30 protein-coding genes are annotated in these 25,106 nt (G+C 64.0%); 17 read left to right on the forward strand and 13 right to left on the reverse strand.

Features of this window, described 5'->3' with window-relative positions:
- The first annotated feature begins 52 nt into the window (after window positions 1–52).
- From menA to KBY58_RS03740, 3 genes are read left to right on the forward strand one after another with little or no spacing between them, the layout of a single operon-like run.
- Window positions 53–991: a 2-carboxy-1,4-naphthoquinone phytyltransferase gene (gene menA, locus KBY58_RS03730; RefSeq protein ID WP_255002982.1), complete on the forward strand. Its 939-nt coding sequence runs from the start codon at window positions 53–55 to the stop codon at window positions 989–991.
- The gene (locus KBY58_RS03735; RefSeq protein WP_255002985.1) at window positions 976–1,980 is read left to right on the forward strand and encodes an o-succinylbenzoate synthase; all 1,005 of its coding nucleotides are present in this window, start codon (window positions 976–978) and stop codon (window positions 1,978–1,980) included. The genes menA and KBY58_RS03735 overlap by 16 nt, the downstream gene beginning before the upstream one ends.
- Window positions 1,977–3,245, forward strand: coding sequence for an AMP-binding protein (locus KBY58_RS03740; protein ID WP_255002988.1), 1,269 nt, complete (start codon window positions 1,977–1,979; stop codon window positions 3,243–3,245). The genes KBY58_RS03735 and KBY58_RS03740 overlap by 4 nt, the downstream gene beginning before the upstream one ends.
- A 39-nt stretch (window positions 3,246–3,284) precedes the next feature.
- On the opposite strand, the gene KBY58_RS03745 is transcribed toward KBY58_RS03740, so the two are convergent.
- Both KBY58_RS03745 and KBY58_RS03750 read right to left on the reverse strand, forming a co-directional pair.
- Window positions 3,285–3,407 carry a DUF3721 domain-containing protein gene (locus KBY58_RS03745; protein WP_255002990.1) on the reverse strand — a complete coding sequence of 41 codons (123 nt, stop codon included), beginning with the start codon at window positions 3,405–3,407 and terminating at the stop codon, window positions 3,285–3,287.
- Window positions 3,388–4,098, reverse strand: a complete 711-nt coding sequence (locus tag KBY58_RS03750; protein WP_255002993.1) for a DUF305 domain-containing protein — start codon at window positions 4,096–4,098, stop codon at window positions 3,388–3,390. The genes KBY58_RS03745 and KBY58_RS03750 overlap by 20 nt, the downstream gene beginning before the upstream one ends.
- 60 nt (window positions 4,099–4,158) lie before the next feature.
- On the opposite strand from KBY58_RS03750, the gene KBY58_RS03755 reads away from it, so the two are divergent.
- Window positions 4,159–4,539: a MerR family transcriptional regulator gene (locus tag KBY58_RS03755; protein WP_255002995.1), complete on the forward strand. Its 381-nt coding sequence runs from the start codon at window positions 4,159–4,161 to the stop codon at window positions 4,537–4,539.
- A 92-nt stretch (window positions 4,540–4,631) separates the two neighbouring features.
- Here the strand turns inward: KBY58_RS03755 and KBY58_RS03760 are convergent, their stop codons facing one another.
- From KBY58_RS03760 to KBY58_RS03770, 3 genes are read right to left on the reverse strand one after another with little or no spacing between them, the layout of a single operon-like run.
- Entirely contained in the window at window positions 4,632–5,078 is a 447-nt protein-coding gene (locus KBY58_RS03760) for an acyl-CoA thioesterase (protein WP_255002996.1), read from the reverse strand.
- A 28-nt stretch (window positions 5,079–5,106) separates the two neighbouring features.
- On the reverse strand, window positions 5,107–5,364 hold the full coding sequence (locus KBY58_RS03765) for a hypothetical protein (RefSeq protein ID WP_255002998.1): 258 nt from the start codon (window positions 5,362–5,364) through the stop codon (window positions 5,107–5,109).
- Window positions 5,354–6,538, reverse strand: coding sequence for an NAD(P)H-quinone oxidoreductase subunit H (locus KBY58_RS03770; RefSeq protein WP_254934143.1), 1,185 nt, complete (start codon window positions 6,536–6,538; stop codon window positions 5,354–5,356). Before KBY58_RS03770 ends, KBY58_RS03765 begins: the two co-directional genes overlap by 11 nt.
- A gap of 50 nt (window positions 6,539–6,588) precedes the next feature.
- Between KBY58_RS03770 and rsmH the strand changes: the two genes are divergently transcribed.
- Entirely contained in the window at window positions 6,589–7,485 is an 897-nt protein-coding gene (gene rsmH / locus KBY58_RS03775) for a 16S rRNA (cytosine(1402)-N(4))-methyltransferase RsmH (protein WP_255003000.1), read from the forward strand.
- A 26-nt stretch (window positions 7,486–7,511) separates the two neighbouring features.
- Here rsmH and KBY58_RS03780 read toward each other — a convergent pair whose 3' ends face one another.
- On the reverse strand, window positions 7,512–8,279 hold the full coding sequence (locus KBY58_RS03780) for a hypothetical protein (RefSeq protein ID WP_255003002.1): 768 nt from the start codon (window positions 8,277–8,279) through the stop codon (window positions 7,512–7,514).
- 63 nt (window positions 8,280–8,342) lie between these two features.
- The gene (locus KBY58_RS03785) at window positions 8,343–9,530 is read right to left on the reverse strand and encodes a cysteine desulfurase family protein (RefSeq protein WP_255003003.1); all 1,188 of its coding nucleotides are present in this window, start codon (window positions 9,528–9,530) and stop codon (window positions 8,343–8,345) included.
- On the opposite strand from KBY58_RS03785, the gene KBY58_RS03790 reads away from it, so the two are divergent.
- The 3 genes from KBY58_RS03790 (at window position 9,510) to KBY58_RS03800 (ending at window position 11,897) form a co-directional block, all read left to right on the forward strand.
- Window positions 9,510–10,058: a hypothetical protein gene (locus KBY58_RS03790; protein WP_255003005.1), complete on the forward strand. Its 549-nt coding sequence runs from the start codon at window positions 9,510–9,512 to the stop codon at window positions 10,056–10,058. The two genes, KBY58_RS03785 and KBY58_RS03790, sit on opposite strands and share 21 nt — an antisense overlap.
- 20 nt (window positions 10,059–10,078) lie before the next feature.
- Window positions 10,079–10,834, forward strand: a complete 756-nt coding sequence (locus KBY58_RS03795; protein ID WP_255003006.1) for a response regulator transcription factor — start codon at window positions 10,079–10,081, stop codon at window positions 10,832–10,834.
- A gap of 91 nt (window positions 10,835–10,925) precedes the next feature.
- Entirely contained in the window at window positions 10,926–11,897 is a 972-nt protein-coding gene (locus tag KBY58_RS03800) for an RluA family pseudouridine synthase (protein WP_255003008.1), read from the forward strand.
- Here KBY58_RS03800 and bchM read toward each other — a convergent pair.
- A complete protein-coding gene (gene bchM / locus KBY58_RS03805; protein ID WP_254934136.1) occupies window positions 11,868–12,572 on the reverse strand; it encodes a magnesium protoporphyrin IX methyltransferase in 705 nt (234 codons plus the stop codon). The genes KBY58_RS03800 and bchM overlap by 30 nt on opposite strands.
- Window positions 12,573–12,640: 68 nt before the next feature.
- The gene (locus KBY58_RS03810; RefSeq protein WP_255003010.1) at window positions 12,641–13,816 is read right to left on the reverse strand and encodes an N-acetylglucosamine-6-phosphate deacetylase; all 1,176 of its coding nucleotides are present in this window, start codon (window positions 13,814–13,816) and stop codon (window positions 12,641–12,643) included.
- 58 nt (window positions 13,817–13,874) lie between these two features.
- On the opposite strand from KBY58_RS03810, the gene purE reads away from it, so the two are divergent.
- Both purE and KBY58_RS03820 read left to right on the forward strand, forming a co-directional pair.
- Window positions 13,875–14,432, forward strand: a complete 558-nt coding sequence (gene purE, locus KBY58_RS03815; RefSeq protein WP_255003012.1) for a 5-(carboxyamino)imidazole ribonucleotide mutase — start codon at window positions 13,875–13,877, stop codon at window positions 14,430–14,432.
- The gene (locus KBY58_RS03820; RefSeq protein ID WP_255003014.1) at window positions 14,432–15,490 is read left to right on the forward strand and encodes an AI-2E family transporter; all 1,059 of its coding nucleotides are present in this window, start codon (window positions 14,432–14,434) and stop codon (window positions 15,488–15,490) included. Before purE ends, KBY58_RS03820 begins: the two co-directional genes overlap by 1 nt.
- Here the strand turns inward: KBY58_RS03820 and cysC are convergent.
- Window positions 15,477–16,115 carry an adenylyl-sulfate kinase gene (gene cysC / locus KBY58_RS03825; RefSeq protein ID WP_255003032.1) on the reverse strand — a complete coding sequence of 213 codons (639 nt, stop codon included), beginning with the start codon at window positions 16,113–16,115 and terminating at the stop codon, window positions 15,477–15,479. The genes KBY58_RS03820 and cysC overlap by 14 nt on opposite strands.
- A 46-nt stretch (window positions 16,116–16,161) precedes the next feature.
- Window positions 16,162–16,491, reverse strand: coding sequence for a translation initiation factor (locus KBY58_RS03830; RefSeq protein ID WP_255003016.1), 330 nt, complete (start codon window positions 16,489–16,491; stop codon window positions 16,162–16,164).
- Window positions 16,492–16,546: 55 nt separating this feature from the next.
- On the opposite strand from KBY58_RS03830, the gene trpB reads away from it, so the two are divergent.
- A complete protein-coding gene (gene trpB, locus KBY58_RS03835; protein WP_254934130.1) occupies window positions 16,547–17,806 on the forward strand; it encodes a tryptophan synthase subunit beta in 1,260 nt (419 codons plus the stop codon).
- A 10-nt stretch (window positions 17,807–17,816) separates the two neighbouring features.
- Here the strand turns inward: trpB and KBY58_RS03840 are convergent, their stop codons facing one another.
- Together KBY58_RS03840 and KBY58_RS03845 are read right to left on the reverse strand one after the other, a co-directional pair.
- The gene (locus KBY58_RS03840; protein ID WP_254934610.1) at window positions 17,817–18,761 is read right to left on the reverse strand and encodes an HrcA family transcriptional regulator; all 945 of its coding nucleotides are present in this window, start codon (window positions 18,759–18,761) and stop codon (window positions 17,817–17,819) included.
- Window positions 18,762–18,906: 145 nt separating this feature from the next.
- Window positions 18,907–19,251, reverse strand: a complete 345-nt coding sequence (locus tag KBY58_RS03845) for a rhodanese-like domain-containing protein (RefSeq protein ID WP_255003018.1) — start codon at window positions 19,249–19,251, stop codon at window positions 18,907–18,909.
- A 51-nt stretch (window positions 19,252–19,302) separates the two neighbouring features.
- Between KBY58_RS03845 and KBY58_RS03850 the strand changes: the two genes are divergently transcribed.
- The 6 genes from KBY58_RS03850 (at window position 19,303) to KBY58_RS03875 (ending at window position 25,105) form a co-directional block, all read left to right on the forward strand.
- Entirely contained in the window at window positions 19,303–20,922 is a 1,620-nt protein-coding gene (locus KBY58_RS03850; protein WP_255003019.1) for a DUF3352 domain-containing protein, read from the forward strand.
- Window positions 20,915–21,439: a SixA phosphatase family protein gene (locus tag KBY58_RS03855; protein ID WP_255003021.1), complete on the forward strand. Its 525-nt coding sequence runs from the start codon at window positions 20,915–20,917 to the stop codon at window positions 21,437–21,439. The genes KBY58_RS03850 and KBY58_RS03855 overlap by 8 nt, the downstream gene beginning before the upstream one ends.
- Before the next feature lie 82 nt (window positions 21,440–21,521).
- Window positions 21,522–22,691, forward strand: coding sequence for a citrate synthase (locus KBY58_RS03860; RefSeq protein WP_255003023.1), 1,170 nt, complete (start codon window positions 21,522–21,524; stop codon window positions 22,689–22,691).
- Window positions 22,692–22,748: 57 nt separating this feature from the next.
- A complete protein-coding gene (nuoH, locus tag KBY58_RS03865) occupies window positions 22,749–23,867 on the forward strand; it encodes an NADH-quinone oxidoreductase subunit NuoH (RefSeq protein WP_254934609.1) in 1,119 nt (372 codons plus the stop codon).
- Between the two features lie 60 nt (window positions 23,868–23,927).
- Window positions 23,928–24,503, forward strand: a complete 576-nt coding sequence (ndhI, locus tag KBY58_RS03870; protein WP_254934125.1) for an NAD(P)H-quinone oxidoreductase subunit I — start codon at window positions 23,928–23,930, stop codon at window positions 24,501–24,503.
- Complete coding sequence (locus KBY58_RS03875; protein ID WP_255003025.1) at window positions 24,503–25,105, forward strand: NADH-quinone oxidoreductase subunit J; 603 nt, start codon at window positions 24,503–24,505, stop codon at window positions 25,103–25,105. Before ndhI ends, KBY58_RS03875 begins: the two co-directional genes overlap by 1 nt.
- The last annotated feature ends 1 nt before the right edge of the window (window position 25,106 follow it).

Consider the following 25,106-nt stretch of genomic DNA (forward strand, 5'->3'; position numbering starts at 1 on the left):
GAAGGGCTGCTCAAATGTATGGGTCTTACCGTGATTGCCGCCTGTGGCGCCCATGCCAGAGCCCGAGGTCGTCGCAAGCCGTTACGCCAGGCGAGCCCTTTGGAAGGCCGCGATCAAGTGGCCGATGTATGCGGTGGCGGTGATGCCCGTGCTGCTGGCGGCGGGCTGGCGCCTGGGCCGCGGGGAGCTGGTCAGGCCAGACCAGCTGCTGCTGTTTTTGCTGGCGGCGGTGCTGCTGCTGGCCTGGGAAAACCTCGCCAACGACGTTTTTGATGCCGATACGGGCGTAGATGCCCAGGGCAAGCCCCATTCCGTGGTGAACCTCACCGGTCGGCGGGATCGGGTGGCGAGCCTGGCCAATGGCTGCCTGCTGCTGGGCTTGGCCCTGATGGCCCTGGTGGCCTGGCGCAGCACGCCGGCGGTGTTGGCCCTGGTGCTGGCCTGCTGCGGCCTGGGCTATCTGTACCAGGGGCCGCCCTTCCGTTTGAGTTACCGGGGCCTGGGCGAACCCCTCTGCTGGCTGGCCTTTGGTCCCCTGGCCACGGCGGCGGGCCTGCTGGCCCTTGGCCCAGCAGGGGCCAGAGCCATTCCCTGGAAGCAGGCGATTGAGTTGGGGGCTGGTCCGGCCCTGGCCACCACCTTGGTGCTTTTTTGCTCCCATTTCCACCAGGTGGAGGAGGACTCCGTCCATGGCAAGCGCTCGCCCGTGGTGCGGCTTGGCACTGCTAGGGCCGCCTCCCTGGTGCCCTGGTTCGTGGCCCTGGTCCTGGCGTTTGAGTGGGCTCCGGTTCTGGCGGGCCAATGGCCCCTAACTGCCCTATTCGGGGTGGTGGGCTTGCCGCCAGCGCGGGCCCTGATTGGCCTGTTGAGGGCCCACCACGCCCAACCCGAAAAGATTGGCGGCAGCAAGTTTTTGGCCCTGCGCTTCCAGGCGCTCAATGGGCTGGGGCTGGCCTTTGGCTTGGCGCTTGGCCCATGGCTGCTGCCCTAAGCCACCGCGAGGCATTGATCCACCAGCCCCTGCGCTTGGCCTGGAGGCCCTATGGCTTTGAACTGCCGGCGGTCCTGGTTACGGCCCATGGAGCGATCAAGAACCGCCGCGGCTGGCTGCTGCGCCTGGAGGCGGCCGATGGTCGCCTCGGCTGGGGCGAGCTTGTGGATTGGCAGCAGGGTTCCGCCCTGGCAAAAGCATTGCAGCAGTTGCCGGCCCTGCTCGATCGGGCCGCTCTGGAGGATTGGCTGACGGCTGGCCCTGCGCCCCTGGCCTTTGCCTTGGGATCGGCCCTGGCCGAACTCGATGGGGCAATTACGGAGTGGTTGGCGCCCCCTGCATCGGCCCACTTGTTGCCGGCGGGGCCAGTGGCTTTGGGGGCCCTCGAGACCCTCTTGGCCAGGGATTCTTTGCGGGATGGCGACCCTGGCCAAACGCGATTCACCGTGAAATGGAAGGTGGCGGCAGCCTCCCTGGAGACTGAGTTTGAGGTGTTGACATCGCTATTGGCATGCCTGCCGCCCTGGGCCAAGCTGCGCCTGGATGCCAATGGCGGCTGGGATCGCGCCAGCGCCGATCAATGGGCCAGTCGGCTGGGGGATGAACCCCGCTTGGAATGGCTTGAGCAGCCCCTGGCCCCCCACGACCAATCGGGCCTTGAGGCCCTGGCCCGGAGGCTGCCGGTCGCCCTTGATGAATCCCTGCGCCAGGGCCTCGCCTGGGCTGGCGATTGGCAGGGTTGGCAGGTGCGGCGCCCCTCCCTGGAAGGCGACCCCCGACCCCTATTGGCGGCTCTGCAGGCCGGCCAACCCCATTGGATGGTCAGCACGGCCCTTGAAACCGGCATCGGCCGCCGTTGGCTGCACCATCTGGCGGCTTTGCAAATCCAGGGCCCCACCCCCACGGCCCCGGGCCTGGCCCCGGGTTGGTGCCCGGAGGGCCCCCTATTTGCGACCGATCCCGAGCAGGTGTGGGAGGCGGCGGGATGAGGGATCTGGAGGAGGCTTGGCGCCAGGGAGAGCTGGTGCTCTTGGCCCCAGCCGAACAGCAGGATCTCTTGGCTGGCTCGCTTGAGCCCGACTGCTGGCAGGCCCTGGAGGAGCGCTGGGGACCCGGAGTGGTGGTGGCCAGCGGTGGCAGCAGCAGCATGGCCAGCGGTGGCCGCCGCTGGTGCCTCCAGCCCCTCAGCCATCTGGAGGCATCGGCCAGAGCTACGGCCAGCTGGTTGAACGATCAAGGCATCGATCCTGGTCGCTGTTGGCACTGGAATCCGCTGCCGCAGCACCATGTGAGCGGCCTATTGCCCCAGGTAAGGACGCGCCTCTGGGGTGCCCGCCATTGCCCCATCCCAGCGGCCCTCATGCGGAACCCGGGCCCTGCCCTGGCCCAGCTGCCCTGGAGCAAGGAGCATCCGGGCCTGATTTCCCTGGTGCCGACCCAATTGGCCAGGCTTTTGGCGGTGCCAGAGGCGGTGGACTGGTTGCGCCAGCTGGCGGTGATTTGGGTGGGCGGTGCTGCCCTTCCGGCCCAACTGGCAGCCGAGGCCCGCCGGCTGGAGTTGCCCCTGGCCCCTTGCTACGGCGCCACCGAAACGGCGGCGATGGTCTGTGCCCTGCCCCCGGCCCAATTCTTGGCCGGGGTTTGCGGTTGTGGCCTGCCCCTGGCGGATGTGCAGTTGCGGCTCGCTGCGGCTGACTCAGCGTTGGCGGGCTCGGCGGTGGAGGTCCAAAGCCCCCGATTGAGCCCCGGGTTTTTGATGGCCAACTCGGCCGGGCTGCAGCCGTTGCCGCTCACGGCCGATGGCTGGTGGCGCAGTGGCGACGCCGGAGCCATCACTGCCGCAGGCCTGGAGCTGGGGGGCCGCCTCGATGGGGCCATTAACAGCGGCGGCGAAACGGTGTTTCCGGAGCAACTAGAAGCCAGTCTCAAGGCCCTGGCCGCGGCGGCAGGCTTGCCCCTGGCGGAGTTGCTTTTGGTGGGCTTGCCGGAACCGGCCTGGGGTGAGCGGCTGGTGGCTCTAGTGCGGGCTGATGCTGGTGCAAGTGCCCGTGAAGGTGGCGGTGAAGGAGACGCAGCTAGTGAAGGCTGCGCAAGGTTGATTGGGGACCTGGCGCAGCTAACCCTGGCTTGGCCTGCCGCTGAGCGGCCGCGCCGCTGGCTCATTTGCCCCCAGTTGGCCCCCACGGCGGCGGGCAAATGGCAACGGGGCCATTGGCGCAGTTGGGCCGCCCAAAAACTGGAGGAGCTGGCTTAAAGGGACTGCTTGAGAAAAGCATGGCCAGCCCGGAGACAATCAACACCACCTGGCCCTAAGGGCCGGCGACAGTACTTGCTCATGGGCGCAGGGCATCCATATCCCATTGTTCTTGTGGGTTCCCTTGCAGTCCAGCTCTTTATCAGAAGGTGAATAGGGCATCGAATTGGTAGTAGTTGGGTTTGTCGAAGCCGTCGTGCTTGAGCATGCGGCGCAACTCCAAAATTTCCTGCCTTTGGGCCACGATGATTTGTTGGGCAAGGCGCCTGATGGTGTTGTTACTGCTCTTCCTGAGCGCATCGTGAGCCATTAAGAGAGCTCCGCCATGGTGAGCAATCATTCCTTCCAAAAACCAGTTGACCCGGTTTTCACGGGTGGGAGTTGAGCCCATTAACTGCATCGCCTGAATCTGAGCGGCGCCCATGGGGATCAGAGCATTTATTTCATTGGGGTTGCCATTAGGGCGCAGCACCACAGAAAACACCGGGGCTTCGGGATACCAGGCCTTGCGCCACTGACCCATCGACTTGATTTCGCGCGCCTGATCCCTCCAGATGCTGCTGGCCATGGCTCCAACACCAGGTGAGCCCACGTTGAACACGAACTCGGCCATGCGAAGGGCACCGGTGTGGTGCTGAACCATTGCATCGATCCAGCGCAGGTCGTAGGTGCTTCCCGATGGCCCCACGTCGTGGCTGTGGGCGCTGCTTTGATCAAGGGGTGGCGCGACAGTAGCTGGCGACCCCGTCATCTGGTGATGGTCATGATGATTGACCTGGGCGCGGGCGGTGGGGGTCTTGGCGGCAGCTGCTAGGAGGTTTATCAGGATCAGAAAGGTCAAGGCGCGGCGCATGGCGTAAGGGCACGAAGGACAGGATCCCTATTGTGATTGCTCCTGTTAGTGGAGAGTCAAGTGGCTGATGCAAAGCTCCTCAAGATCGGCGACGTCTCGGCGCGTTCTGGCCTTACGGTCAAGACCATTCGCTTTTATTGCGATGAAGGCTTGATCCATCCAGATAGCCGAAGTGACGGTGGCTATCGACTGTTTGACCCGAAGGTTTTTAAGGATCTATCCTTTATCCGTACACTCAGGGATTTGGACATTTCCTTGGCAGATGTGATGAAGATTTTGGAATCTCGGCGTTCAGGAATCTGCACTTGCACGTCTCTGCAAGGCACCATTCGTAGTAAGGCAGGTGAAATTGAGTACAAGATCACCGCACTTCGGGCAATTTCAATTGAGTTGATGTCCTTGCTCAACGATTGGCAAGACTGCGGCGGCCGTAAAACTTGACGACCTTCTGGTTGTCATCAAGGTCTAAGGGTCATAAATTGGGAACGGGGCCATTGGCGCAGTTGGGCCGCCCAAAAACTGGAGAAGCTGGCTTAAAGGGGCTGGATCGTCCCCAGGGTTGAGGCTTCCAGCCAGCGGTTGATCGGCTGCGGCAGGGAACAGCGCTGGCGGCTGGCGGCTTCGATGGCCAGGTGGCGCGTTAGGGCGCGGGCCGCCGCTTTCTCGCCGCTGCTGAAGCTGAACTGCACCTCAAAGCTGCCCGTATCCAGGCGCCTCGGCTCCAGGCGAATCGCCAGGGGGTCGCCACAGACCAGTGGTGCCAGGAAATCGGCGCTGCAATGAACTATCGGCAAGGCGACCGCTGGCATCCGGGCCTGGGTCGGGAAGATCTCCCCAGCCTTTAAGCCAAAACGCTCGAGGCTTTCCTCGTAGGCCTCGTGACACCAGCGCAGCAGCTGCTGAAAGTGCATCACCCCGGCACCGTCGGTGTCGCCAAAGCGCACGGTGCGGCATAGCAGCAGCCAGTCGGAGGGGGCCATGGGGGTCAGTGTGGCTGACTGAGAACGTTCAGTACACACACCTCACAACAGCTGTACAGACTGTACAGATTTTCTGAAAGTCGCTTGGCACCACCTTGGCGATGGTTTCCCTGCCACTTTCCCCTTGGGTTTGCTCCCCAATTTGTCCGTGGGGCTTGACAAATCCCTTGCACTTATTTGGCCCTTGTTTTGCCCATTCTTTGCGACCTCTAGGCTCAATGGCGACACTGATTTCGAGTGGGGAAATGGAAAAATAACGCTGAATAACAGCCAGTTCAGCGATCAACCGAGCCCATGATTACGTCGATAGAGCCAAGGATTGCCATGATGTCGGCGACCTTGTGGCCCTTGAGTATGTGGGGCAGGATTTGCAGGTTGTTGAAGTCGGCGGCGCGGATTTTGAAGCGCCATGGTGTTACATCGTCGTTGCCTTGAATGAACACGCCAATTTCACCCTTGCCCGATTCGAGCCTGGTATAGAGCTCGCCCGATGGAATCTTGAAGGTGGGTGCAACCTTTTTGGCCACGTATTGATAGTCGAAGTCAAACCATTCGCTGCCCTTTCCTTCTGTGAGGCGCTTTGATTCGAGATTTTCGGTGGGGCCGCCCGGAATCATGTTGCAGGCCTGGCGCACGATCTTGAGGGATTGGCGCATCTCCTGCACTCGAACCCGATAGCGGGCATAGCAATCGCCTTCGGTGGCCCAGGCCACGGACCAATCGAAGTCGTCGTAGCACTCGTAGTGATCAACTTTGCGTAGATCCCAGGGCACGCCAGAAGCCCGCAACATGGGGCCAGAAAGGCTCCAATTGATCGCCTGTTCTTTGGTAATAATTCCCAGGCCTTCGATGCGGCGGCGGAAGATTGGATTGTTGGTGATCAGTTTTTCGTATTCATCGATCTTTGGACCAAACCAATCACAAAAATCCAGGCATTTTTCCAGCCAGCCGTAGGGCAAATCTGCAGCTACGCCACCAATGCGGAAATAGTTGTTGTTGACCATCCGCTGGCCGGTGGCCGCTTCCCAGAGGTCGTAGATCATCTCCCGTTCTCGGAAGATGTAGAAAAATGGTGTCTGGGCGCCCACGTCTGCCAGGAATGGACCAAGCCAGAGCAGGTGGTTGGCAATGCGGTTCAGTTCCAGCATCAACACCCGGATGTAGCTGGCCCGCTTTGGCACCGGCACATCCGCCAGCCGCTCCGGGGCATTGACCACGATCGCCTCATAAAACATGCCGGCCGCGTAGTCCATGCGGCTCACGTAGGGCACAAACATGATGTTCGTGCGGTTCTCGGCGATCTTCTCCATGCCGCGGTGGAGATAGCCGATCACCGGCTCGCAATCCACCACGTCTTCGCCATCGAGGGTCACCACCAGCCTCAACACCCCGTGCATGGAGGGGTGGTGGGGCCCGAAGTTGACCACCATCGGCTCCGTGCGCGTCTCCAGTTGCGTCATGGGGCCGTGGCTTGCATTGCAATGGTGAGATCTTAGGAAGGAACTATCCATTGCTTGGATTTCCGCTGGCTGAGGTGTTCACCCACGTGCCGGTGCTGGCCCAGCCGGTGCTGAATTCCTTCGCGGAGTTGGGGCCCCTATTGGCCCAGAAGCCTGTTGGCAGCGGGGTTCTGGTGGATTGCACCCTCGGCGGCGGCGGCCACAGTGCCCTGTTGCTGGAGGCCCATCCCGGTCTGCGCGTGGTGGGGCTGGACCAGGACCCAAGCGCCCGCGCCGCCGCCGCCGAGCGCCTCGCCCCCTTTGGCGATCGGGTCAGTATCGTGGCCGCCAATTTTGCCGATTTTGTGCCCAGCGAGCCGGCCGTGGCGGTGCTGGCCGATCTGGGGGTGAGCAGTCCGCAGTTGGACGTGGCGGAGCGGGGCTTCAGTTTTCGGCTGGCCGGACCCCTCGACATGCGGATGAATCCCGAGGTCGGCGAAAGCGCTGGCGCCTTGATCGAACGGCTTGAGGAGGCTGAGCTGGCCGACCTGATCTATGCCTACGGCGAAGAGCGGCTGTCGCGGCGCATCGCCCGGCGGCTTAAGGAGCAGGTTCCGCAGGACACGGCCGAGCTGGCCTATCTAGTGGCCGGCTGTTACCCGCCCAAGGCGCGGCGGGGGCGGATCCATCCGGCGACGCGCACCTTTCAGGCCCTGCGCATCGCCGTAAACAACGAGCTGGGGGTGCTTGACCAGTTGCTCCAGGTTGCCCCTGATTGGCTGGTGCCCGGGGGGCTAGTTGGGGTGATCAGCTTCCACTCCCTCGAGGACAGGCGGGTCAAAACCGCTTTTAGCTCCGATGAACGCCTGCAGCGGGTCACCCGCAAACCAGAAACGGCCACGGAGGAGGAGCAAAGCTCCAACCCCCGCAGCCGTTCAGCGAAGTGGCGCGTGGCGCGCCGCCGTTAGTTAGCTCAGGTAGCTAGCTCAGGTAGTCAGCTCAGCAGGCCGGTTTGGTCTTCGGGGCCGAACAGCTGGCGATAGGCGGCAGTGGAAATACACAGCAGCACGGGCACCACCACCAAGAGGCCGCCGTAGCTGAAGAGACCGCCGATGGTGTTGATCACACCTTCAATGACGGCCAGCCACAGAACCATCCACCAGCTGGGGTTGACCATGTTGACCCCGAGGCCAATTGTCTTGGTGGGCTCAGAGGTTCCCAGTAGCGAGGTTTGAATCAGGAACTTCTGGGTGATACCCAGCCAGATCAGGAAGATCGTCAAGACGATCATTGGGATCACGCTGAGGACTGTGTTGACCTTGCCCAGGCCAGTGCCGATCAGGGCGGCGATGGCCACGGCCACGCCCACCAGGATTGCCAGCAGGACGGCTGAACCCAGCAAGCGGGCGCTGGCGGGGCGGTCCCAGCGGGTGAAGTCGGCGAAGCTGGGCTTACGGCCCTCAAGGCAGATCCAGGCACCGCGGGTGAGGCCCACGAAGGTCCAAAGGGCGACGATCACATGGCCGATCACGCCCACGATCAGGGCCATCCAGGCGCCGACGGGGTGCAGCACCATCAGTTCACGCACTTCGGCCAGGCGGGCACCACCTGCGGCCGCAACGGCCACAAAGGGCAGCATGATTAGGCCCGAGAGGATCTGAAACAGAAGGAAACTCCAGGGGGCCCGGCAAAAGGCCTGCCAGCCATCTTCAACGGCTCGCAGAACCTGGATTTTGTTGGTGCCAGGTGTTGGCAATCCCATAGTTAAAAGAGGGGGTTTTGCAAAAAGTAGCGATTGAGTCGGACCTTGCCCAGCTTCTGTGATTTATCGAAGGCTTCTAATCGCTTCGGCCACCGCGACCGCGGCGCAGCTGATCTCTGCAGCTGTGGTGTGACGGCCCAGGCCAAATCGGATCGAGGCGCCGGCCTCTTGGCGGCTGCGGCCCAGGGCGGCGAGCACATGGGAGGGGCTGCCCTGGCTGCAGGCGGAGCCGCTGCTGACGGCGATCTTCCTGCGCAGAAGTTGGTGCAGGCGGGCGCCATCAACGCCCCCCACGCTCAGGTTGAGGTTGTGGGGTAGGCGAGCTGCCAGGTCGCCGTTGAGTTTTAGGTCGCCCAATGGCTCCAGCTGCCGCCAGAGTTGGTCGCGTAGCTCCCCCAGCCGCTCGCTTCGCAGTTGCTGGTCGGCTAGGGCCAACTGCAGGGCCTTGGCCAAACCCACGATCAGGGGCACCGGCAGGGAGCCGGCCCGCAACCCCTGCTCCTGGCCGCCGCCGTGGAGCTGGGCCGCCAGCCGAATCCCAGGCTTTACGACCAGGGCGCCAATGCCCTTTGGGCCGTAGAGCTTGTGGCCGCTGATGCTCAGCAGATTTACGCCCAGGTCAGCCGGTTGCAGGGGAATGTGCCCCACTGCCTGGGCGCCATCGCAATGGAGGTGGATTGTTTTTTGATGGTTGCTTTCGGCTTGATGGCAAAGGGCGGCTTGATGGCAAAGGGCGGCTTGATGGCAAAGGGCGGCGATCTCGGCCATTGGCTGCAGCACCCCGATTTCGTTGTTGGCGGCCATCACGCTCACCAGCAGGGTGTCGGGCCTGAGGGCGGCCGCCAGTTCTTCGAGATTTATTAGTCCGTTGGGAAGCACCGCCAGCTCGGTCAGCTCGAAGCCATGGCGGGCCAGGTAGCGCAGGGGATCGAGCACGGCCCGATGTTCGGTGGCCAGTGTGACCAGATGGCGTCGCTGGCCCCCTGCTTCGATTTCAGCCTCGGCTAGGCCCTTGAGGGCCAGGTTGTTGGCTTCGGTGGCGCCGCTGGTAAAAATCACCGACTCCGGCTGCACACCCAGATCAGCGGCGATCTGGCTGCGGGCGTTCTGCACTGCGGCGGCCGCCAGCAGCCCAGGCTGATAGTTGCGACTGGCAGGGTTGGCGAATTGTTCAGTCCACCAGGGGGCCATGGCTTCCACCACGGCGGGATCGCAGGGGGTTGTGGCGTGGTGGTCGAGGTACGCGAGCATGGCCCCATGCTGACAACTCTTCAAAAATCCCTCAAGCAGTCCCTGTTTGGCCTGGCTGTTCTGCCCGGGGTGCTCTTGTCGGCTGAGGCTAAAGAAGCAATTAAGAGCAATCCCGCCGAGGCCAGGCCCCCAGGACTCCTGGTGATCCTGGAGAGGCCAGTGCCCTACGGCAGCCACCTAATGGGGGTTTACGCCCTCAAGGCCGATCCCCACAGACCTGGCCTATGGCAGATCAAGCTTTGGGATGAGCTGCCCAACGAGATGAAGGTGATCAGCGAGACGGTGCGCTGCAGCCCAGAGGCACCGATGCGGGTGACCAGTAATGGCAGCAATTTGTTGGTGCGGGAGCTGAATCCCGGCGGCCAGATCCATCCCGGCAACCGAATCGACCATCTGATCTGGTGGGCCACTTGCTACCCCCAGCAAGCAGGTAAGGACCCAGCCACCTTGGGCCCCTTGGCCCGCAGCTTGGGCTACAGCGGCGCACTACGGGAATCCGAGCAGGTTTTGCCTGGACGCGGCAACTGACAGCCCCCACACTTACGGCCATGAACCCAGAATCCCCAGCACCAGAATCCACTTCTCCAGAATTGCCGGCGCCTGAGACGCCAGCTCCCCCAGCCCGGATCCTGCTGGTGGACGACGAACCGGGGCTGCGCACGGCGGTTAAGGCCTACCTCGAGGACGAGGGGTTTTCGGTGACAACCGCCAACGATGGCGAGGAGGGTTGGACCCAGGCCCAGGAGCTGTTGCCGGACGTGGTCATCACCGACGTGATGATGCCCCGCTGTGATGGCTACGGATTGCTGAAGCGGCTGCGGGCCGATGAACGGCTGGGGGGCACGCCGGTGATCTTCCTGACAGCCAAAGGCATGACGGCTGACCGCATTTCCGGATTCCAGGCTGGCGCCGACGACTACATCCCCAAGCCGTTCGACCCCGATGAGCTGGTCGCCCGGGTGCGCAATGCGGTGCAAAGGCAGGATCGCTTGCTGGCGGAGGCGGCCCGCTTTGCCGATGCCGATATCGGCCAGATGGCTAAACAGATCACCGAGATTCGATCCTTGCTGGCCACGGGCGGCAGTAAGAGGGCGATCGAAGCGGTGAACCACGTGTTCACTCCCCGGGAAGCCTCGGTGCTGCAGCTGGTGGCTGAGGGAATGATGAACAAGGAAATAGCCCGGCGCCTAGAAACCTCCATCCGCAACGTGGAGAAGTATGTGAGCCGCCTGTTCATCAAAACGGGTACGGCCAGCCGCACCGAGCTGGTCCGCTATGCCCTCGAGCACGGCCTTGTGGAGTGATTAAGCCTTGTGGAGTGAAAAGTGCTTGTGGGGTGAGTTAAACCGCGGCCACGCCTACCGCGATCGCGTTGCTCTCCAACATTCTGGTCAATTGACCAGTTTCTTTTACGCATCCCGCTACCCCCATTCCAGTGCGCTGGTGTGGCTGGAGCGGCTCGCCGCCGGTGAGATCTGCCTAAACGGCCAGCAACTCCGGGCCGATGGTCCCCTCGCAGCCGGAGATCAACTGGTCTGGCATCGGCCCCCCTGGCAAGAGCCCGCCGTACCGGTGCTGCCGGGCCCCCTGTTCGACGACGGCGACCTATTGGTGTTCGATAAGCCCAGCGGGCTGCCGGTGCTGCCGGCCGGGGGGTTCCTGGAGCACACGCTCCTGGCCCAGCTGCAGGCGCGCTGGCCCCCGGCCCGGCCCGTGCACCGCCTGGGCCGCCACACTTCCGGTTTGTTGGTCTGCGCCCGCCAAAGCAGCACCCGCGCCTGGCTCAGTGCCCAGCTCCGCGACAGCACCGCCGCCAGTCCAGAAGCATCACTAGCTGCATCGCCAAGCTCATCGCCAGCCCGGTGCCAGAAGACCTACCGAGCCCTCACTGCCCCCCTGCCTCCTGATTGGTCGGTGGCCGAAAGCCGCCCCCTCACCACGCCCATAGGCCGCAGGCCCCATCCCCTGTTGGGTGAGATTTGGTGTGCCGTTCCCCCCTCCAACCCCTCCAACTCCCTAGACCCCACAGCCTTGCCGGCCCACAGCCAGCTCACCTTGCTTGAACGCCGCCAGGGGGCGTGCCTGGTGGAGGTGGTGATTGCCAGCGGCCGGCCCCACCAAATCCGCATCCATGCCGCCGCCGCCGGGGCGCCCCTATGGGGGGATCCGCTCTACCTGGCTGGTGGGTTGGCCCGCCCCGATGCCCTGCCCGGCGACGGCGGCTACCAGCTCCATGCCCATCGCCTCCAATTGGCCCGGCCCGACGGAGCGTTGTTGAAGCTGGAAGCTCCCCTGCCCACCTCTCTGCTTACTGGCCCTGGCCACGGGCCTGATCAGCTAGTTGCGCTCGAAGGCGATCAACCTTGAAAAGTAGAAGGGGGCCTTGTTGAGGCTGCGGCGCAAGGGTTTGAAGCCGGCCTCCGCAGCGGCGGCCAGGATTCCCTTCTCCCTGAGGGTGTAGGCCCGGGTTGCCTTGCTGGGGCCTGGAAATAGTTCGCCGATTTTTTTAAGCGCCGCCAGCAATGGGGTGTAGGGGGCAAAGCTGACGATCAGGTGCTTTTCGGCCATTGAGGCCAGATGGCGCACCATGGCTTCGGCCGGTTGCTGGGGGTAGTGGATGAACACATCCAGGCAGATCACGGTGTCGTAGCTGCCGCTGAGGCCCTCCAGATCAGAGGCGATCACACTGAGCTGCTGGGGGCTAATACCGGCGGCTTCGGCCCGGCGCGAGGCTTCCTTTGCCATCGCCTCAGACAGGTCTGAGGCGGCGATCGAACCGGCCCCCAGTTGGGCTAAGGGCAGGCTGAGGCTGCCTACGCCGCAACCGGCATCACAGAAGCTGCGGCCCGCCAAATCACCCTGCTCCTGTAGCCAGGCCAGCACGTTGTCGACGGTCTTTTGGTGGCCGATGCGGATGTTGCGCTGCACCCGGTTGACATCGTCAGATGTGCTGTAGATGCGGTTCCAGCGGTCAAAACCCGTGCTCTCGAAATACCCCTTCACCACCTCCTTCTCGGCAGCTTGTTCGGCTTGGGTGCTCATGGGTGATGGGGGCATTGACTGCAGACTGGGGGCGGGATCAGAAGGATTGGATCCTAAGTAGCTGGTCCCTAAGGGGCTGATTTTTGGGCGGCCGCAGCGCGCTGCCAGTTGAGGCCCGAACTGTCTTGGTGCCAGCGCAGGGTTTCCGTAATGGGGATCCCCAAAAGCATTTCAGCCGCTGGGCGGTGATCGCCAAGCACCTGCCGAGGAGTCAGGGTGGCAGCGGCAATCGCCTGGCCAGCTGGGCAGCCCCACCCAACCAGGCGCCGCGCTCCCTCCAGCAGGGGCAGGGTCACCCCGGCCAGGGTGCCATCGGCCAGGCGGCAGGTGCCCTTGTGCACCAGCAAAACCCTTTCATCCCAGCGGTGTTCGCCATCGGCTAACCCATAGGGGGCCAGGGCGTCGCTCACCAACACCAGCCGGCCCGGCGCCAGTCGCTGCAGCAACAGCGCCATGGAGGGAGCCACGTGCACCCCATCGGCGATCAGCCCCAGGGCCACGTCGTCCCGCAGGCAGGCTGCGGCCACCGGGCCCGGTGCCCGGCGGTGCATGTCGGCCATGGCATTAAGGGCGTGGGTCACCATGCCAACCCCTGCAGCAAAGGCCGCCTCGGCCTGGCTTTCGTTGGCGGCGCTGTGGCCCAGGCTCACCACGATGCCCTGGGATCTGAGGGCATCGATCAGTTCGGCGGCACCGGCCAGCTCTGGCGCCAGGGTGACCAGGTCAATGTCGGCTTCAAATCCCCCAATCCGCTCCGCCAGGGCCTCCAGGCTTGGGGCACATAGGTGAGCTTCCGGGTGGGCGCCCCGGCGGCTGGGCTCCAGAAAGGGCCCTTCCAGGTGGGCCCCCAGCAGCTGACACCGGCCCGGCCGGTGGCGCTCTCGGGCTTCGGCAAGCACCGCCAGGGCCTGGCGCAGGGGGGGCACGGCGCAGGTCACCAGGGTGGGGCAGATCGCTTCCACCCCATCGGCCCAAAGGGTTTCCAGCAGCTCCTCGAGGCGGGGCAGATCGGCTTGGGTTAGCTCGGGAAAGGCCAGGCCAAGGCCGCCGTTTATTTGTAGATCCACCCCGGCTGGACTGAGCCAGTCGCCGCTCCAATCGATCCCAGCTGCCACGCTGCCCGCTGGCAGGGGTTCCACGGCCGAAATCATGCCTGCGGCATCGATTCCCACCCGCCAGAGCTGCTGGGCCCCATGGCTACAGCGCTTGGCCTGGGGCAAACGCACGTTGGTTAACCAGCGCATGGATGGCTCCTATGGGGCGAGCGGGGGAGAATGGAATTCTTGCTGGCCCCAGCTCCCCATGGTTGCCCCTGCTAAGGCCCCTTCCGGAATTGCCCCTGCTGAGTGCCTGGTGGCGGTTGTGATGGGCAGTGATTCCGATCTGCCCACCATGCAGCCGGCTGTGGAGATCTTGGAACGTTTTGGGGTGGCAGCTGAGGTGCGGGTGCTCTCTGCCCACCGCACGCCCTTGGAAATGGTCGAATTTGCCCAGCAGGCTGCCGGCCGCGGCCTCAAGGTGGTTATTGCCGGTGCCGGGGGCGCCGCCCACCTGCCCGGGATGGTGGCTTCGCTCACAACCCTGCCGGTGATTGGCGTGCCAGTGCAGAGCAGGGCCCTTTCCGGGGTGGATTCGCTGCACTCAATCGTGCAAATGCCGGCTGGCATCCCCGTGGCCACCGTGGCCATCGGCAATGGCACCAATGCGGGCCTGTTGGCGGTGCAGATTTTGGCCACCGCCAGGCCAGAGCTTGCCGCCGCCCTCACTGCCTACCGCGCCGATCTCCATGGCCAGGTGCGCGCCAAGGACAGCCGACTGCAGCAGCTCGGCAGCCACAGCTACCTGGAGCAGATGAACTGATGCTTGAACGGCTTGTTCTACCCCCCTGGCTGAAGGTCGGCCTGGCCCTGCCCCTGCTGGTGCTCAACCTGTGGGTGCTGCGCCAGTTGTTGTTGCCCTTGGCGCCCTTCCCCGCGCTGTTTTTGGGTGCGGCATTGATTGCCTTTCTGCTGGACATACCCAGTCGCTGGCTGCAGGGTCGGGGCTTCCCCAAGCTGCTGGCCATTGGCCTGGTGCTGGGCGTGAGCCTGGGGCTGCTGGCCCTGGCGGCGGTGTGGCTGGTGCCCCGGCTCGTTGAGCAACTGGGCGAGCTGCTCAATGCTTTGCCCGGTTGGCTTTCAGAGGGCGAACTGCTGCTGCAGAAGCTGCAGGCCTGGTCTGCCTCCCGCGGATTGCCCACCGATTTCGGGGACATCAGCAGTGACCTGCTCACGCGCACAAGCCAGGTGGCGAGCCAGGTGAGCCAGCGCCTGCTGGGTCTTTTGGGGGCCACGGTGGGGATCACGGTCAACACCTTGATCGTGGTGGTGCTGGCTATTTTTCTGCTGCTGGGGGGCGAGTCGATCGCCACTGGCCTGGCCCAATGGTTGCCCCCTGGCGCAAGGCAGTTGGCGGTTGGCACCTTGAGCCGCACCTTCCGGGGCTATTTCGCCGGCCAGGTGCTGTTGGCCCTGATCCTCAGCGGCGCCCAAATCCTGGTGTTCACCCTGTTGGGCATTCCCTACGGCGTTTTGTTTGCTGTGGCGATTGGCTTCACCACCCTGGTGCCCTATGCCAGCGCGGTCACGATCGTGGCAGTGAGTGTGCTTTTGGCCCTTGAGGATCCGCGCACGGGCCTGGAGGTGCTGGTGGCGGCGATCAGCGTGGGCCAGGTGGTGGACCAGGTGATCCAACCCCGGCTGATGGGCAGCATCGTGGGACTGCAGCCCGCCTGGCTTTTGATCAGCCTGCCGTTGGGGGCCAGGCTGGGCAGCCTGTTGGGGCTGGGGGAGCTCCTCGGGTTGCTGTTGGCGGTGCCGGTGGCCAGCTGCACCAAAACCTTCCTGGATGCCTGGGGCAACCAGCTCAGGCGGGAGTGATTCCTTGGGCTACGAGGTGGGAGATCACCTGGGCCACGCATTCCTCCAGGTTTTGGCTGCCCGTGGCAATGCTCAGCTCGGGCTGTTCGGGGGCCTCGTAGGGGCTGGAAATACCGGTGAATTCCTTGATTTCGCCGGCGCGGGCCTTGGCGTAGAGCCCCTTGGTGTCGCGCTGCTCGCATACCCCCAGGTCGGCGGCGCAGTGGATTTCGATGAAATCTCCCTCGGCCACCAGGGCGCGGGCCCTGTCGCGATCGGCCCTAAAGGGCGACACAAACGCCGTAAGCACCACCACGCCCGCATCCAAAAACAGCTTGCTCACTTCGCCGATGCGGCGGATGTTCTCTTCTCGGTCGGCATCGGAGAAGCCCAGGTCTTTGCAGAGGCCGTGGCGGATGTTGTCGCCATCGAGCACGTAGCAGGCCAGACCCCGTTCAAATAGGGCTGAATTGACTGCATTGGCCAGGGTGCTTTTGCCGGAGCCACTCAGGCCGGTGAACCAAAGGATGGCGCTGCGGTTGCCCCGGCGCTCGGCCAGGCTTTGGCGATCCACTGAGGTGTGGTGCCAGGCGATGTTGGTGGAGGCACCCTGGTTGCTGAGCTCGCCGTAGGGGCTCTTGGTCATGGCTGCTGCTGCGGGTGAGTTCGTGGCCGGCATTCTTGCTGGTGGCTCAGCCGCCGGCCTGCTTGGGCCGGTAGCCCGCCTGCTCCAGGGTGTTAAGGGCCAGGGCCACTTGGTCGCCCTGCAATTCGATCAGGTTGTCTTTGAGGGTGCCGCCGGTACCGGCGCTGGCCTTGAGCTGTTTGAGCAGGGTTTTGAGTTCCGCCTCTGGGGCCTCCAGGCCGCTGATGGCTGTCACCAGCTTTCCGCCCTTGCCGGTTTTGGTGCGCTGCACCCGAACCCGCTGCTGGTTTTTGGGCAGCCCGCCGCCAGCCTCGCCAGCCGTGGGCCGTTTCAGGCTCTCGGCATTGCTGAATTCCTGCCAGCCGCCCTTGGTCATGGCCTTGGTCTGTGTTCTCAAGTTCTTACCCTTACATCACAACGCACCGCAGCCGGTGACCAGCACCTTCCCCTTGACTTCCGTTGATCCGGCAGCCCTGGCCCTGGATGCCCGGCCCAACAGCCTCGGCCGCTATGGCCAGTTCGGCGGCCAATACGTGCCCGAAACCCTGATCCCGGCCCTGGGGGAGCTGGAGCAGGCCGCTGCGGAAGCCTGGAAGGATCCGGCCTTCACCGACCGCCTCAACCACCTGCTGCGCACCTATGTGGGGCGCCCCAATCCCCTCTATGAGGCGGAAAGGCTCACCGAGCATTACCGCCGCGCCGAGGGCGGGCCAAGGATCTGGCTGAAACGGGAAGACCTCAACCACACTGGTGCCCACAAGATCAACAACGCCCTGGGCCAGGCGCTGTTGGCCCTGCGCATGGGCAAAAAACGGATCATTGCCGAAACCGGTGCCGGCCAGCACGGCGTTGCCACAGCGACGGTCTGCGCCCGCTTCGGCCTGGATTGCGTCATTTACATGGGCGCCGAAGACATGCGCCGCCAGGCCCTGAACGTGTTCCGCATGCGCCTGCTGGGGGCCAGGGTGCAACCGGTGACCGCCGGCACCGCCACCCTCAAGGACGCCACCAGCGAAGCGATCCGCGACTGGGTGACCAACGTGGAGAGCACCCACTACATCCTCGGTTCGGTGGCCGGCCCCCATCCCTTCCCGATGCTGGTGCGCGATTTCCATGCCGTGATCGGCGAGGAAACCAAGCGCCAGTGCCATGAGGCCTTTGGCCGCAACCCCGACGTACTAGTGGCCTGTGTGGGCGGTGGCTCCAATGCCATGGGCCTGTTCCACCCATTCGTAGAGGACGCCAATGTGCGCCTGGTGGGGGTGGAAGCCGCAGGCGATGGCGTTGCCACCGGCCGCCATGCCGCCACGATCACCGAAGGCCGGGTGGGGGTGTTGCACGGCGCCATGAGCCTGCTGCTCCAGGACAGCGAAGGCCAGGTGCAGGAGGCCCACTCGATTAGCGCCGGCCTCGATTACCCCGGCGTGGGCCCCGAGCACAGCTACCTCAAAACGATCGGCCGGGCTGAATACGGCGCCGTCACCGATGCGGAGGCCCTCGATGCCCTCCAGCTGCTCTGCCAGCTTGAAGGGATCATCCCGGCCCTGGAAACGGCCCACGCCTTTGCCTGGCTGGAGAAGCTCTGCCCGACCCTGGCCCCTGGCACTGAGTTGGTGCTCAACCTGTCGGGCCGGGGCGATAAGGACGTCAACACCGTGGCCGAAAAGCTCGGCGGTTCCCTGATGGGCTGATGGCTGGTTTTCAGGCCAGGAGTCGCTCCAGTAGCTCTGCCACCGAGGCCACCGCAGCCCGGGCGGTGGCATAGGCCATCCGCATTGGTCCCACCAGGGCCACATGGCCCAAGCCCCCATCGCCACTGCGATAGCTGGCTTGAACCACGGCGCACTGGCGCAGGGCCTGGTGGGGATGTTCTGCCCCAATGCACACATTCCCCTGTTGGAGGAGCTGCTGGGGTGCCTCCTCCACCAGTTCGACCAAGGGCCTCAGCTGGGCCGTTTGGCTGAATTCCGGCTGCCCCAGTAGGCCCGCCAGGCCGGTGGCCACGGCCCCGGCCCCATGGCGCTGTTCGGCCTCTGCGTGGGCATCGAGGGCTTGGCGCAATAGGGCGCCGGGACGGCCCAATTGGCGCGGCAGGTTGTTCCAGTCGATCGGCTTGTGCGATGGCCCCTGGAGTTGGTCCGTAACCCAGCGCTCCAGGGCGGCCAAATCACCCGGTTGGTGGCCGGCCAGGGGCAGGTTGAGATGGCTGCTGGCAGCGGCGCCTCCCACCACAAACACCATCAGCCGATCACCCCTGGGAACAAGCCTGAGGGCTTGCACCTGGCCCTCAGGCCGCTGGGGCCTGGTGATCAGGCTCAGTAGGCCCGTGAGGTCGGCTAGGCGCCGGCCGAGGTGCAGTAGTAGATCGTCGAGGGCCGCCCAGGGCAGGCTCAGATCCAGCAATTCCCGCTGCAATTGCAGGGCTCCAGCTCCTGGGGCGGGCAGCAGCTGGTCCACAAAGAGGCGATAGCCCTCCTGGCTGGGGATCCGGCCCGCCGAGGTATGGGGCTGGGTGAGTAGGCCCCGTTGTTCCAGGGCCCCCATCGCCGAACGCACCGTGGCGGGGCTGGCGGCTAGCCCAAAGCGCCGCACCAGGGTGCCGCTGCCCACTGGCTCAACCGTGTCCACGTAGTGCCGCACGGCCATTTGCAGCACTTCCCTCTGGCGAAGCGAGAGGGGGCGCAGGGATGGGGGCCTCAGGGAGAGGGGACGCAGCGGTAGGGCGCTCTGAGGCAAGGGGCCCAGGCAACGTGGCTTGCGCAAACAGTAGGAAAGTCTCCTGGGGTGCCGGCTAGTAGCGGGGCACGCTGCGGTCTACTTCGACGCTCCAGGAATCAATGCCGCCCTGCAGGTTCCATACCTGCTCGTAGCCGTGCTGCTCCATCAGCCAGCAGGCGAAATGCCAGCTGCGCACTCCTGCATGGCAGATCACGGCCACCGGTCGCTGCCGATCCAGCTGCTCCTCCAGGCTGCCCATCCATTGCTCCGACTGGCTTAGGGGCAGGTGCAGCACCGGGTAGGGCAGGCGGGCCAGGGCCAACTCCTCCATCTCTCTGACGTCTACCAGCTGGATCGGTTCACCGCCCTCCAGGCTTTGCTGGAGTTCCTGGGGCCGGATTGTTTGGGGGCTGGCCATGGGGCAATCGCGCCGGTTCAGGTCAAGATGGACCCATCCTGCTTTGGGCGCATGAAGGCCCGCCCCTTCCTGGCCGTTGTGCTGGCGGTGGCGATTGTGTTGGCAAGCCTCGGTTTTGGAGGTTGGTGGATCGTGCTGCGCCAGTCACCGCTGAAGTTGCAGAACCAGCTGCTGGCGGTGCCCATGGCAGCCCGTTTTGTGCCGCGCCTAACGCCCTTAAGCCTTTACTGGCTCACCGATCCAGAGCAGCCCGTGGTCTATGGCCGGGCCGTGGCGCCCACGGCCCAGCGCCACCAGGCGGCCGCAACCGTTGCCCGTTTGCGCGATGGCGCCTTTGCCGCCGCCGGGATCGATTACCAGGCCGAATTGGCCAGTTGGCTGGGTCCGGAGACCAGCCTGGCCTTGATCAACGGGGGATCGTCAGAGGCGCCCCAGGGTTGGTTACTGGCCCTGCGCAGCCGCCATGGCGATGGAGCCAGGCGCTTCCTGCAGCGTTTCTGGCAAGTCCGCAGCCTCGCCGGCACCGATGTGCAGGTCAGCACCTATCGGGGCATGGGTTTGATCAGCGGCCGCGGCGCCCTGGTGGGCTCCACCCCGATGCCCCTGGCCACCGCCCTAATCAACGACGACCTGGTGCTGATCGCCTCCGGCCAGGGCGTGCTCCAACAGGCCCTCGACGTTTCCCAGATCGATGGCCTCAACCAGGCCACCACCGCCAGCTTCCAGGCTGGGGTGAAGCGGTTGGCCCAGGGTTCTGCCCTGCTCACTGCCCGACCAGAGGCGATGGCCCCATGGTTGGGCCTGCCGAAAGATCTGATTGATCAGGCAGGGGTGAAGGATCTGCTGGCGACCCTGAGGCCAGAGCGGGGAACCCTGGTGGCCGACGTGGTGGTTGGCCTGGGCGAGGGGAATTTGCCCTGGCGACCCTTGCCCGACACCAGCCGCACGGCTGCCCTGTTGGCCGCTCTGCATGGCCAGAAGAGCAGCTTGGCCCTGCTCCAAAACCCCGCCGGCTGGCCCGCCCCCTGGCAGCCCCTGCTCCAGGCAATCCTGGTCGAAACCAGTTCCCCTGATTCCACTTCCGCCGAACCCACTTCTCCGGAACCCACTTCCCCTAGCCCAATCCCTGCCCTGGTGGCCCTGGCCGATGCCGGCCCCCTGCTCTGGAGTGAGGGAGCCGAGGGTTGGCAGATCGGTACGGGCCTTAACCAGCCAGCCCCCGAGGCCCTAGACGGGGCCTTGCCTGGCCAGGGCCTGGTCACCGCCCCCCTGGCGGTGGAGGGGGGGCCTCCCCTCCAGGTCTGGACTCGGCTCAAATCCCCCGCCTCCGCTAGGGAGCCGCTCCAGGCCAGCCTCGAGGGGGCCCGCAGCGCCGAGGGCACCATTGCCTGGTGGGGCCAAACCCTGGCGGTGCTCCAGCAACAACGGGACCTGCGCCAGGGTCCCCAGCAGCGTCAAAACCAGTTGACAGAGCTGGCGATGCCCAAGGCCCCCCTCCAATGGGCGATGGCGGGCCCTAAGGCCCAGGGCCTGATCCAGGGTTGGGGTACCTGGCGACTGCTCTCGGGCCTGGCTGGCCAGCCCCTGGCGGCCTCGGTGGATGGCCTGACACTGGGGCTTGAACCCGAAACAAATGGGCTGCATTTCAAGGCCCGGTTGAGCTTTGCTTGAAATCCTGCTGTTGCGCCATGGCATAGCCCAGGAGCTTCAGCCCGGGCTGCTCGACCACGATCGAGCGCTCACCCAGCCAGGTCGCTTGCGCAGCCGTGCCGTGGTGGAACGGCTAATCGCCATGGAGCTGCACTGCCAAGGCATTTTCAGCAGTTCGCTGCTGCGGGCCAGGCAAACCGCCCAGATTGCAGTGGAGGCTGGCTTGCTGCTGCCCGGGGGCCAGTGCCAAATCGAGCCGGGTTTGGCGCCTGGAGCTGATGCCCGGGCACCAGGCGCGGATGGCTGGGCCCTGGTTCAACGCCTGCGCCAACAGGTTTGCTGTGATGGTTTGGCATTGAGCTCCCGCTGGGCCCTGGTGGGCCATGAACCCGACCTGGGCGACCTGGCCGCCCTTCTGATTGGGGCCCCCGCAGGCACCATCCCCCTCAAAAAGGCCGGGATTGCCCTGCTGCAGCTCGGGCCTGGGGCCGCCCAGTTGAGGTTGCTGATGGCACCCAGGCAAATCCTGGCTGGCTAGGGGCCCTACCCCTGCTGGCAGCGTGCGCTACTGCATGGGTCGGCCGGTCGGCCGTAGGTTTCAAGGATCGGCTCCCCTGCGGATGGCATCAGTAGCAACCAGTGCCGGGCTCGAATCCCTACACGCCCTGTTTCGCCCAGGCTTGGAGGGGGTACCCGCTACCCAGTCGGCCATATGCGCCATCGATGGCCAGGCGGGCAGGCTCACCTATAGGGGTTATGAGGTGGGTCAACTGGCGATCCACAGCAGTTTTCTGGAAACTGCCTATCTCTTGATCTGGGGTGAACTGCCCAAGCCGGATCAACTCCAGGAATTTGAGCAGGAGGTGCAAATGCACCGGCGGGTCAGCTTCCGCATCCGCGACATGATGAAGAGTTTCCCCTCGGGAGGGCACCCGATGGATGCCCTCCAGGCCAGCGCGGCCTCCTTGGGGCTGTTCTATTCGCGCAGGGCCCTCGATAACCCCGAGTACATCGTGGCAGCGGTGGTCCGCCTGATCGCCAAGATCCCCACGATGGTGGCGGCCTTTCAGTTGATCCGCAAAGGCCAGGATCCGATCCAGCCCCGCGATGACCTGGCCTATTCGGCCAATTTTCTCTACATGCTCACCGAGCGGGAGCCGGATCCCTTGGCGGCTCGCATCTTTGATGCCTGCCTGATCCTCCACGCAGAGCACAGCCTCAACGCCAGCACCTTTAGCGCCCGCGTCACTGCCAGCACCCTCACCGACCCCTACGCGGTGGTGGCCTCGGCTGTGGGAACCCTGGCGGGCCCGCTCCATGGCGGTGCCAATGAGGACGTGCTCACAATGCTGGAGCAGATCGGCAGCGAAGACCAGGTGGAGCCCTGGCTGGAACGGGCGATGGCTGAGAAGCAAAAAATCATGGGCTTTGGCCATCGGGAATACAAGGTCAAGGATCCCCGGGCCGGAATTCTCCAGAAGTTGGCCGAACAGCTCTTTGACAAATTCGGCCACGATCCCCTCTATGACAGGGCCCGCAAGCTCGAAGCAGTGGCAGCCGATCGGCTTGGCCCCAAGGGGATTTTCCCCAACGTCGACTTCTATTCCGGGCTTGTTTATCGCAAGCTGGGCATCCCCGAAGACCTCTTCACCCCAATTTTTGCCATTGCCCGCACGGCCGGCTGGTTGGCCCATTGGAAGGAGCAACTCGGGGCCAACCGCATCTACCGCCCTACCCAGATCTACACAGGCCATGCCGAAAGACCATGGCTTCCCCAAGGGGCCCGCTAAGTTGCTCAAATCTGAACAACCCCAATGGTGAGCAACCCGGCTCTCGCCCCTGGCGTGGTGCAAGGGGGCCTTGATTTGCAGGCCAGCTTTGAGCAGGCCCTATCCGGCTTGGGCCTCAGCCCAGGCGCGGCACACCTGCTGTGGTTGCCCCTACCAATGCTGTTGGTGTTGGTGTCCGCCGTGGTCGGTGTGCTGGTGAACGTCTGGCTGGAGCGCAAGATCTCCGCCGCCGTGCAGCAGCGCATCGGGCCTGAATACGCGGGCGCCCTAGGCATTCTTCAGCCCATGGCCGATGGCCTGAAGCTGTTGTTTAAGGAGGATGTAATCCCAGCCAGGGCGGACGGCTTGCTGTTCACCCTCGGGCCAATCTTGGTGCTTGTGCCGGTGATCTTGAGCTGGTTGGTGGTGCCCTTTGGTCAGCACATGCTGATCAGCAATGTGGGCGTGGGGATCTTCCTCTGGGTTTCCCTCAGCAGCATCCAGCCCATTGGCCTGTTGATGAGTGGCTACGCCTCCAACAACAAATATTCCCTGCTGGGGGGATTGCGGGCTGCGGCCCAGTCGATTAGCTACGAAATACCCCTGGCCCTGGCGGTGCTGGCAGTGGTGATGATGAGCAACTCCCTCAGCACCGTTGCGATCGTTGATCAGCAGAACGGAGCCGGCATCCTCAGCTGGAATATCTGGCGCCAGCCGGTGGGTTTTGTGATCTTCTGGATCTGTGCCCTGGCCGAGTGCGAGCGCCTGCCCTTCGACCTGCCAGAGGCGGAAGAGGAGCTGGTGGCCGGCTACCAGACCGAGTATTCGGGCATGAAGTTTGCCCTCTTCTACCTGGGCAGTTACATCAACCTGGTGCTTTCTGCACTGCTGGTCTCGGTGCTTTACCTGGGTGGTTGGGGATTCCCCATCCCAGTGGAGTGGCTGGCCGGCTGGCTGGGTCAGCCCCTGGATGCCCCAGTGGTGCAGGTGATTACGGCCTCCGTTGGCATTGTTATGACCGTGCTGAAGGCCTACCTCCTGGTCTTTTTCGCGATCCTGCTGCGCTGGACCGTGCCCCGGGTGCGGATCGACCAGCTACTCGACCTGGGCTGGAAGTTTCTGCTGCCCATTGCCCTGGCCAATTTGCTCGTAACCGCCGCCCTCAAACTCGCCTTTCCGGCAGTTTTCGGCGGGTAAGGCCCTAGCCAGTCATCATGGTGGGAGCTTTGGTTTCCCCCGTCTTTTCCCCCCCATTCCATGTTCGGGTTCCTCAAGAAAGTCGGCGACTACACCCGCGATGCGGTTGGGGCAAGCCAGTACCTAGCCCAGGGGCTATCGGTCACCTTTGATCACCTGCGCCGCAGGCCGATCACGGTCCAGTACCCCTACGAAAAGCTGATACCTTCGGAGCGCTACCGGGGCCGGATCCACTACGAATTCGACAAGTGCATCGCCTGCGAGGTGTGCGTGCGGGTCTGCCCGATCAATCTGCCGGTGGTGGATTGGGTGATGAATAAGGCGACGAAGAAAAAGGAACTGCGCAACTACTCAATCGATTTCGGGGTATGCATTTTTTGTGGCAACTGCGTGGAGTACTGCCCCACCAATTGCCTTTCGATGACGGAGGAATACGAGCTGGCCACCTTTGATCGCCACAGCCTCAATTTCGACAACGTTGCCCTGGGCCGCCTACCCACCAGCGTCACCAGTGATCCCGCGGTCTTTGCCCTGCGGGAGCTGGCCTATCTGCCCAAGGGCGAAATGGACCCCCATGGAGTGCCGGATACGGCCCCACGGGCCGGCAGCCTGCCCGCAGCTGAGGTGAAACCCTGATGACTATCGCCATCACCACCCAGCTGATTTGTTTTGTGCTGCTCTCGGCCGCCCTCGTAATTGGCGCGCTCGGAGTGGTGCTGCTGCCCAATATCGTCTACTCCGCCTTCCTTTTGGGCGGTGTTTTCCTGTCCGTGGCTGGCCTCTACCTGATGCTTAACGCCAGCTTTGTGGCGGCAGCCCAGGTGCTCGTATACGTGGGCGCCGTGAACGTGCTGATCCTCTTTGCGATCATGCTCGTCAATAAAAAGGAAACCCTCGAGACCATCCCTGGCCTGGCCCTACGCCGCGTTTTATCCGGGGCTGTCTGTGGTGGCTTGCTGGTGCTCCTGATCCGGGTTGCCTTCACCACCGCCTGGAACCTGCCCGGCCCAATTCCGGTGGGGGAAGACGCCACGATCAGGATTGGCGAGCATCTTTTCAGCGACTACCTGTTGCCATTTGAATTGGCTTCCGTACTGCTGCTAATGGCGATGATCGGTGCAATTGTGTTGGCCCGCCGCGATGTCAGCAGCAGTGATGTGATCACTGGTGAGCCTGCGGATCAGGGTCTTTTGGAAAAGTCCCGCACGCCCTTGCTGGTCGATAAATCTTCGGTTTAAC

Origin of the sequence: Cyanobium sp. HWJ4-Hawea (genome assembly GCF_024345815.1) — a bacterium.
Lineage (GTDB): Bacteria > Cyanobacteriota > Cyanobacteriia > PCC-6307 > Cyanobiaceae > Cyanobium_A.

Coding starts and splice junctions, on each gene's coding strand:
- menA (WP_255002982.1), top strand. CDS start 53: ATGCCAGAGCCCGAGGTCGTCGCAAGCCGTTACGCCAGGCGAGCCCTT.
- KBY58_RS03735 (WP_255002985.1), top strand. CDS start 976: ATGGCTGCTGCCCTAAGCCACCGCGAGGCATTGATCCACCAGCCCCTG.
- KBY58_RS03740 (WP_255002988.1), top strand. CDS start 1,977: ATGAGGGATCTGGAGGAGGCTTGGCGCCAGGGAGAGCTGGTGCTCTTG.
- KBY58_RS03745 (WP_255002990.1), bottom strand. CDS start 3,407: ATGCCCTATTCACCTTCTGATAAAGAGCTGGACTGCAAGGGAACCCAC.
- KBY58_RS03750 (WP_255002993.1), bottom strand. CDS start 4,098: ATGCGCCGCGCCTTGACCTTTCTGATCCTGATAAACCTCCTAGCAGCT.
- KBY58_RS03760 (WP_255002996.1), bottom strand. CDS start 5,078: ATGGCCCCCTCCGACTGGCTGCTGCTATGCCGCACCGTGCGCTTTGGC.
- KBY58_RS03770 (WP_254934143.1), bottom strand. CDS start 6,538: ATGACGCAACTGGAGACGCGCACGGAGCCGATGGTGGTCAACTTCGGG.
- KBY58_RS03780 (WP_255003002.1), bottom strand. CDS start 8,279: ATGGGATTGCCAACACCTGGCACCAACAAAATCCAGGTTCTGCGAGCC.
- KBY58_RS03785 (WP_255003003.1), bottom strand. CDS start 9,530: ATGCTCGCGTACCTCGACCACCACGCCACAACCCCCTGCGATCCCGCC.
- KBY58_RS03795 (WP_255003006.1), top strand. CDS start 10,079: ATGAACCCAGAATCCCCAGCACCAGAATCCACTTCTCCAGAATTGCCG.
- bchM (WP_254934136.1), bottom strand. CDS start 12,572: ATGAGCACCCAAGCCGAACAAGCTGCCGAGAAGGAGGTGGTGAAGGGG.
- KBY58_RS03810 (WP_255003010.1), bottom strand. CDS start 13,816: ATGCGCTGGTTAACCAACGTGCGTTTGCCCCAGGCCAAGCGCTGTAGC.
- purE (WP_255003012.1), top strand. CDS start 13,875: ATGGTTGCCCCTGCTAAGGCCCCTTCCGGAATTGCCCCTGCTGAGTGC.
- KBY58_RS03820 (WP_255003014.1), top strand. CDS start 14,432: ATGCTTGAACGGCTTGTTCTACCCCCCTGGCTGAAGGTCGGCCTGGCC.
- cysC (WP_255003032.1), bottom strand. CDS start 16,115: ATGACCAAGAGCCCCTACGGCGAGCTCAGCAACCAGGGTGCCTCCACC.
- KBY58_RS03830 (WP_255003016.1), bottom strand. CDS start 16,491: ATGACCAAGGGCGGCTGGCAGGAATTCAGCAATGCCGAGAGCCTGAAA.
- KBY58_RS03840 (WP_254934610.1), bottom strand. CDS start 18,761: ATGGCCGTGCGGCACTACGTGGACACGGTTGAGCCAGTGGGCAGCGGC.
- KBY58_RS03845 (WP_255003018.1), bottom strand. CDS start 19,251: ATGGCCAGCCCCCAAACAATCCGGCCCCAGGAACTCCAGCAAAGCCTG.
- KBY58_RS03850 (WP_255003019.1), top strand. CDS start 19,303: ATGAAGGCCCGCCCCTTCCTGGCCGTTGTGCTGGCGGTGGCGATTGTG.
- KBY58_RS03860 (WP_255003023.1), top strand. CDS start 21,522: ATGGCATCAGTAGCAACCAGTGCCGGGCTCGAATCCCTACACGCCCTG.
- ndhI (WP_254934125.1), top strand. CDS start 23,928: ATGTTCGGGTTCCTCAAGAAAGTCGGCGACTACACCCGCGATGCGGTT.
- KBY58_RS03875 (WP_255003025.1), top strand. CDS start 24,503: ATGACTATCGCCATCACCACCCAGCTGATTTGTTTTGTGCTGCTCTCG.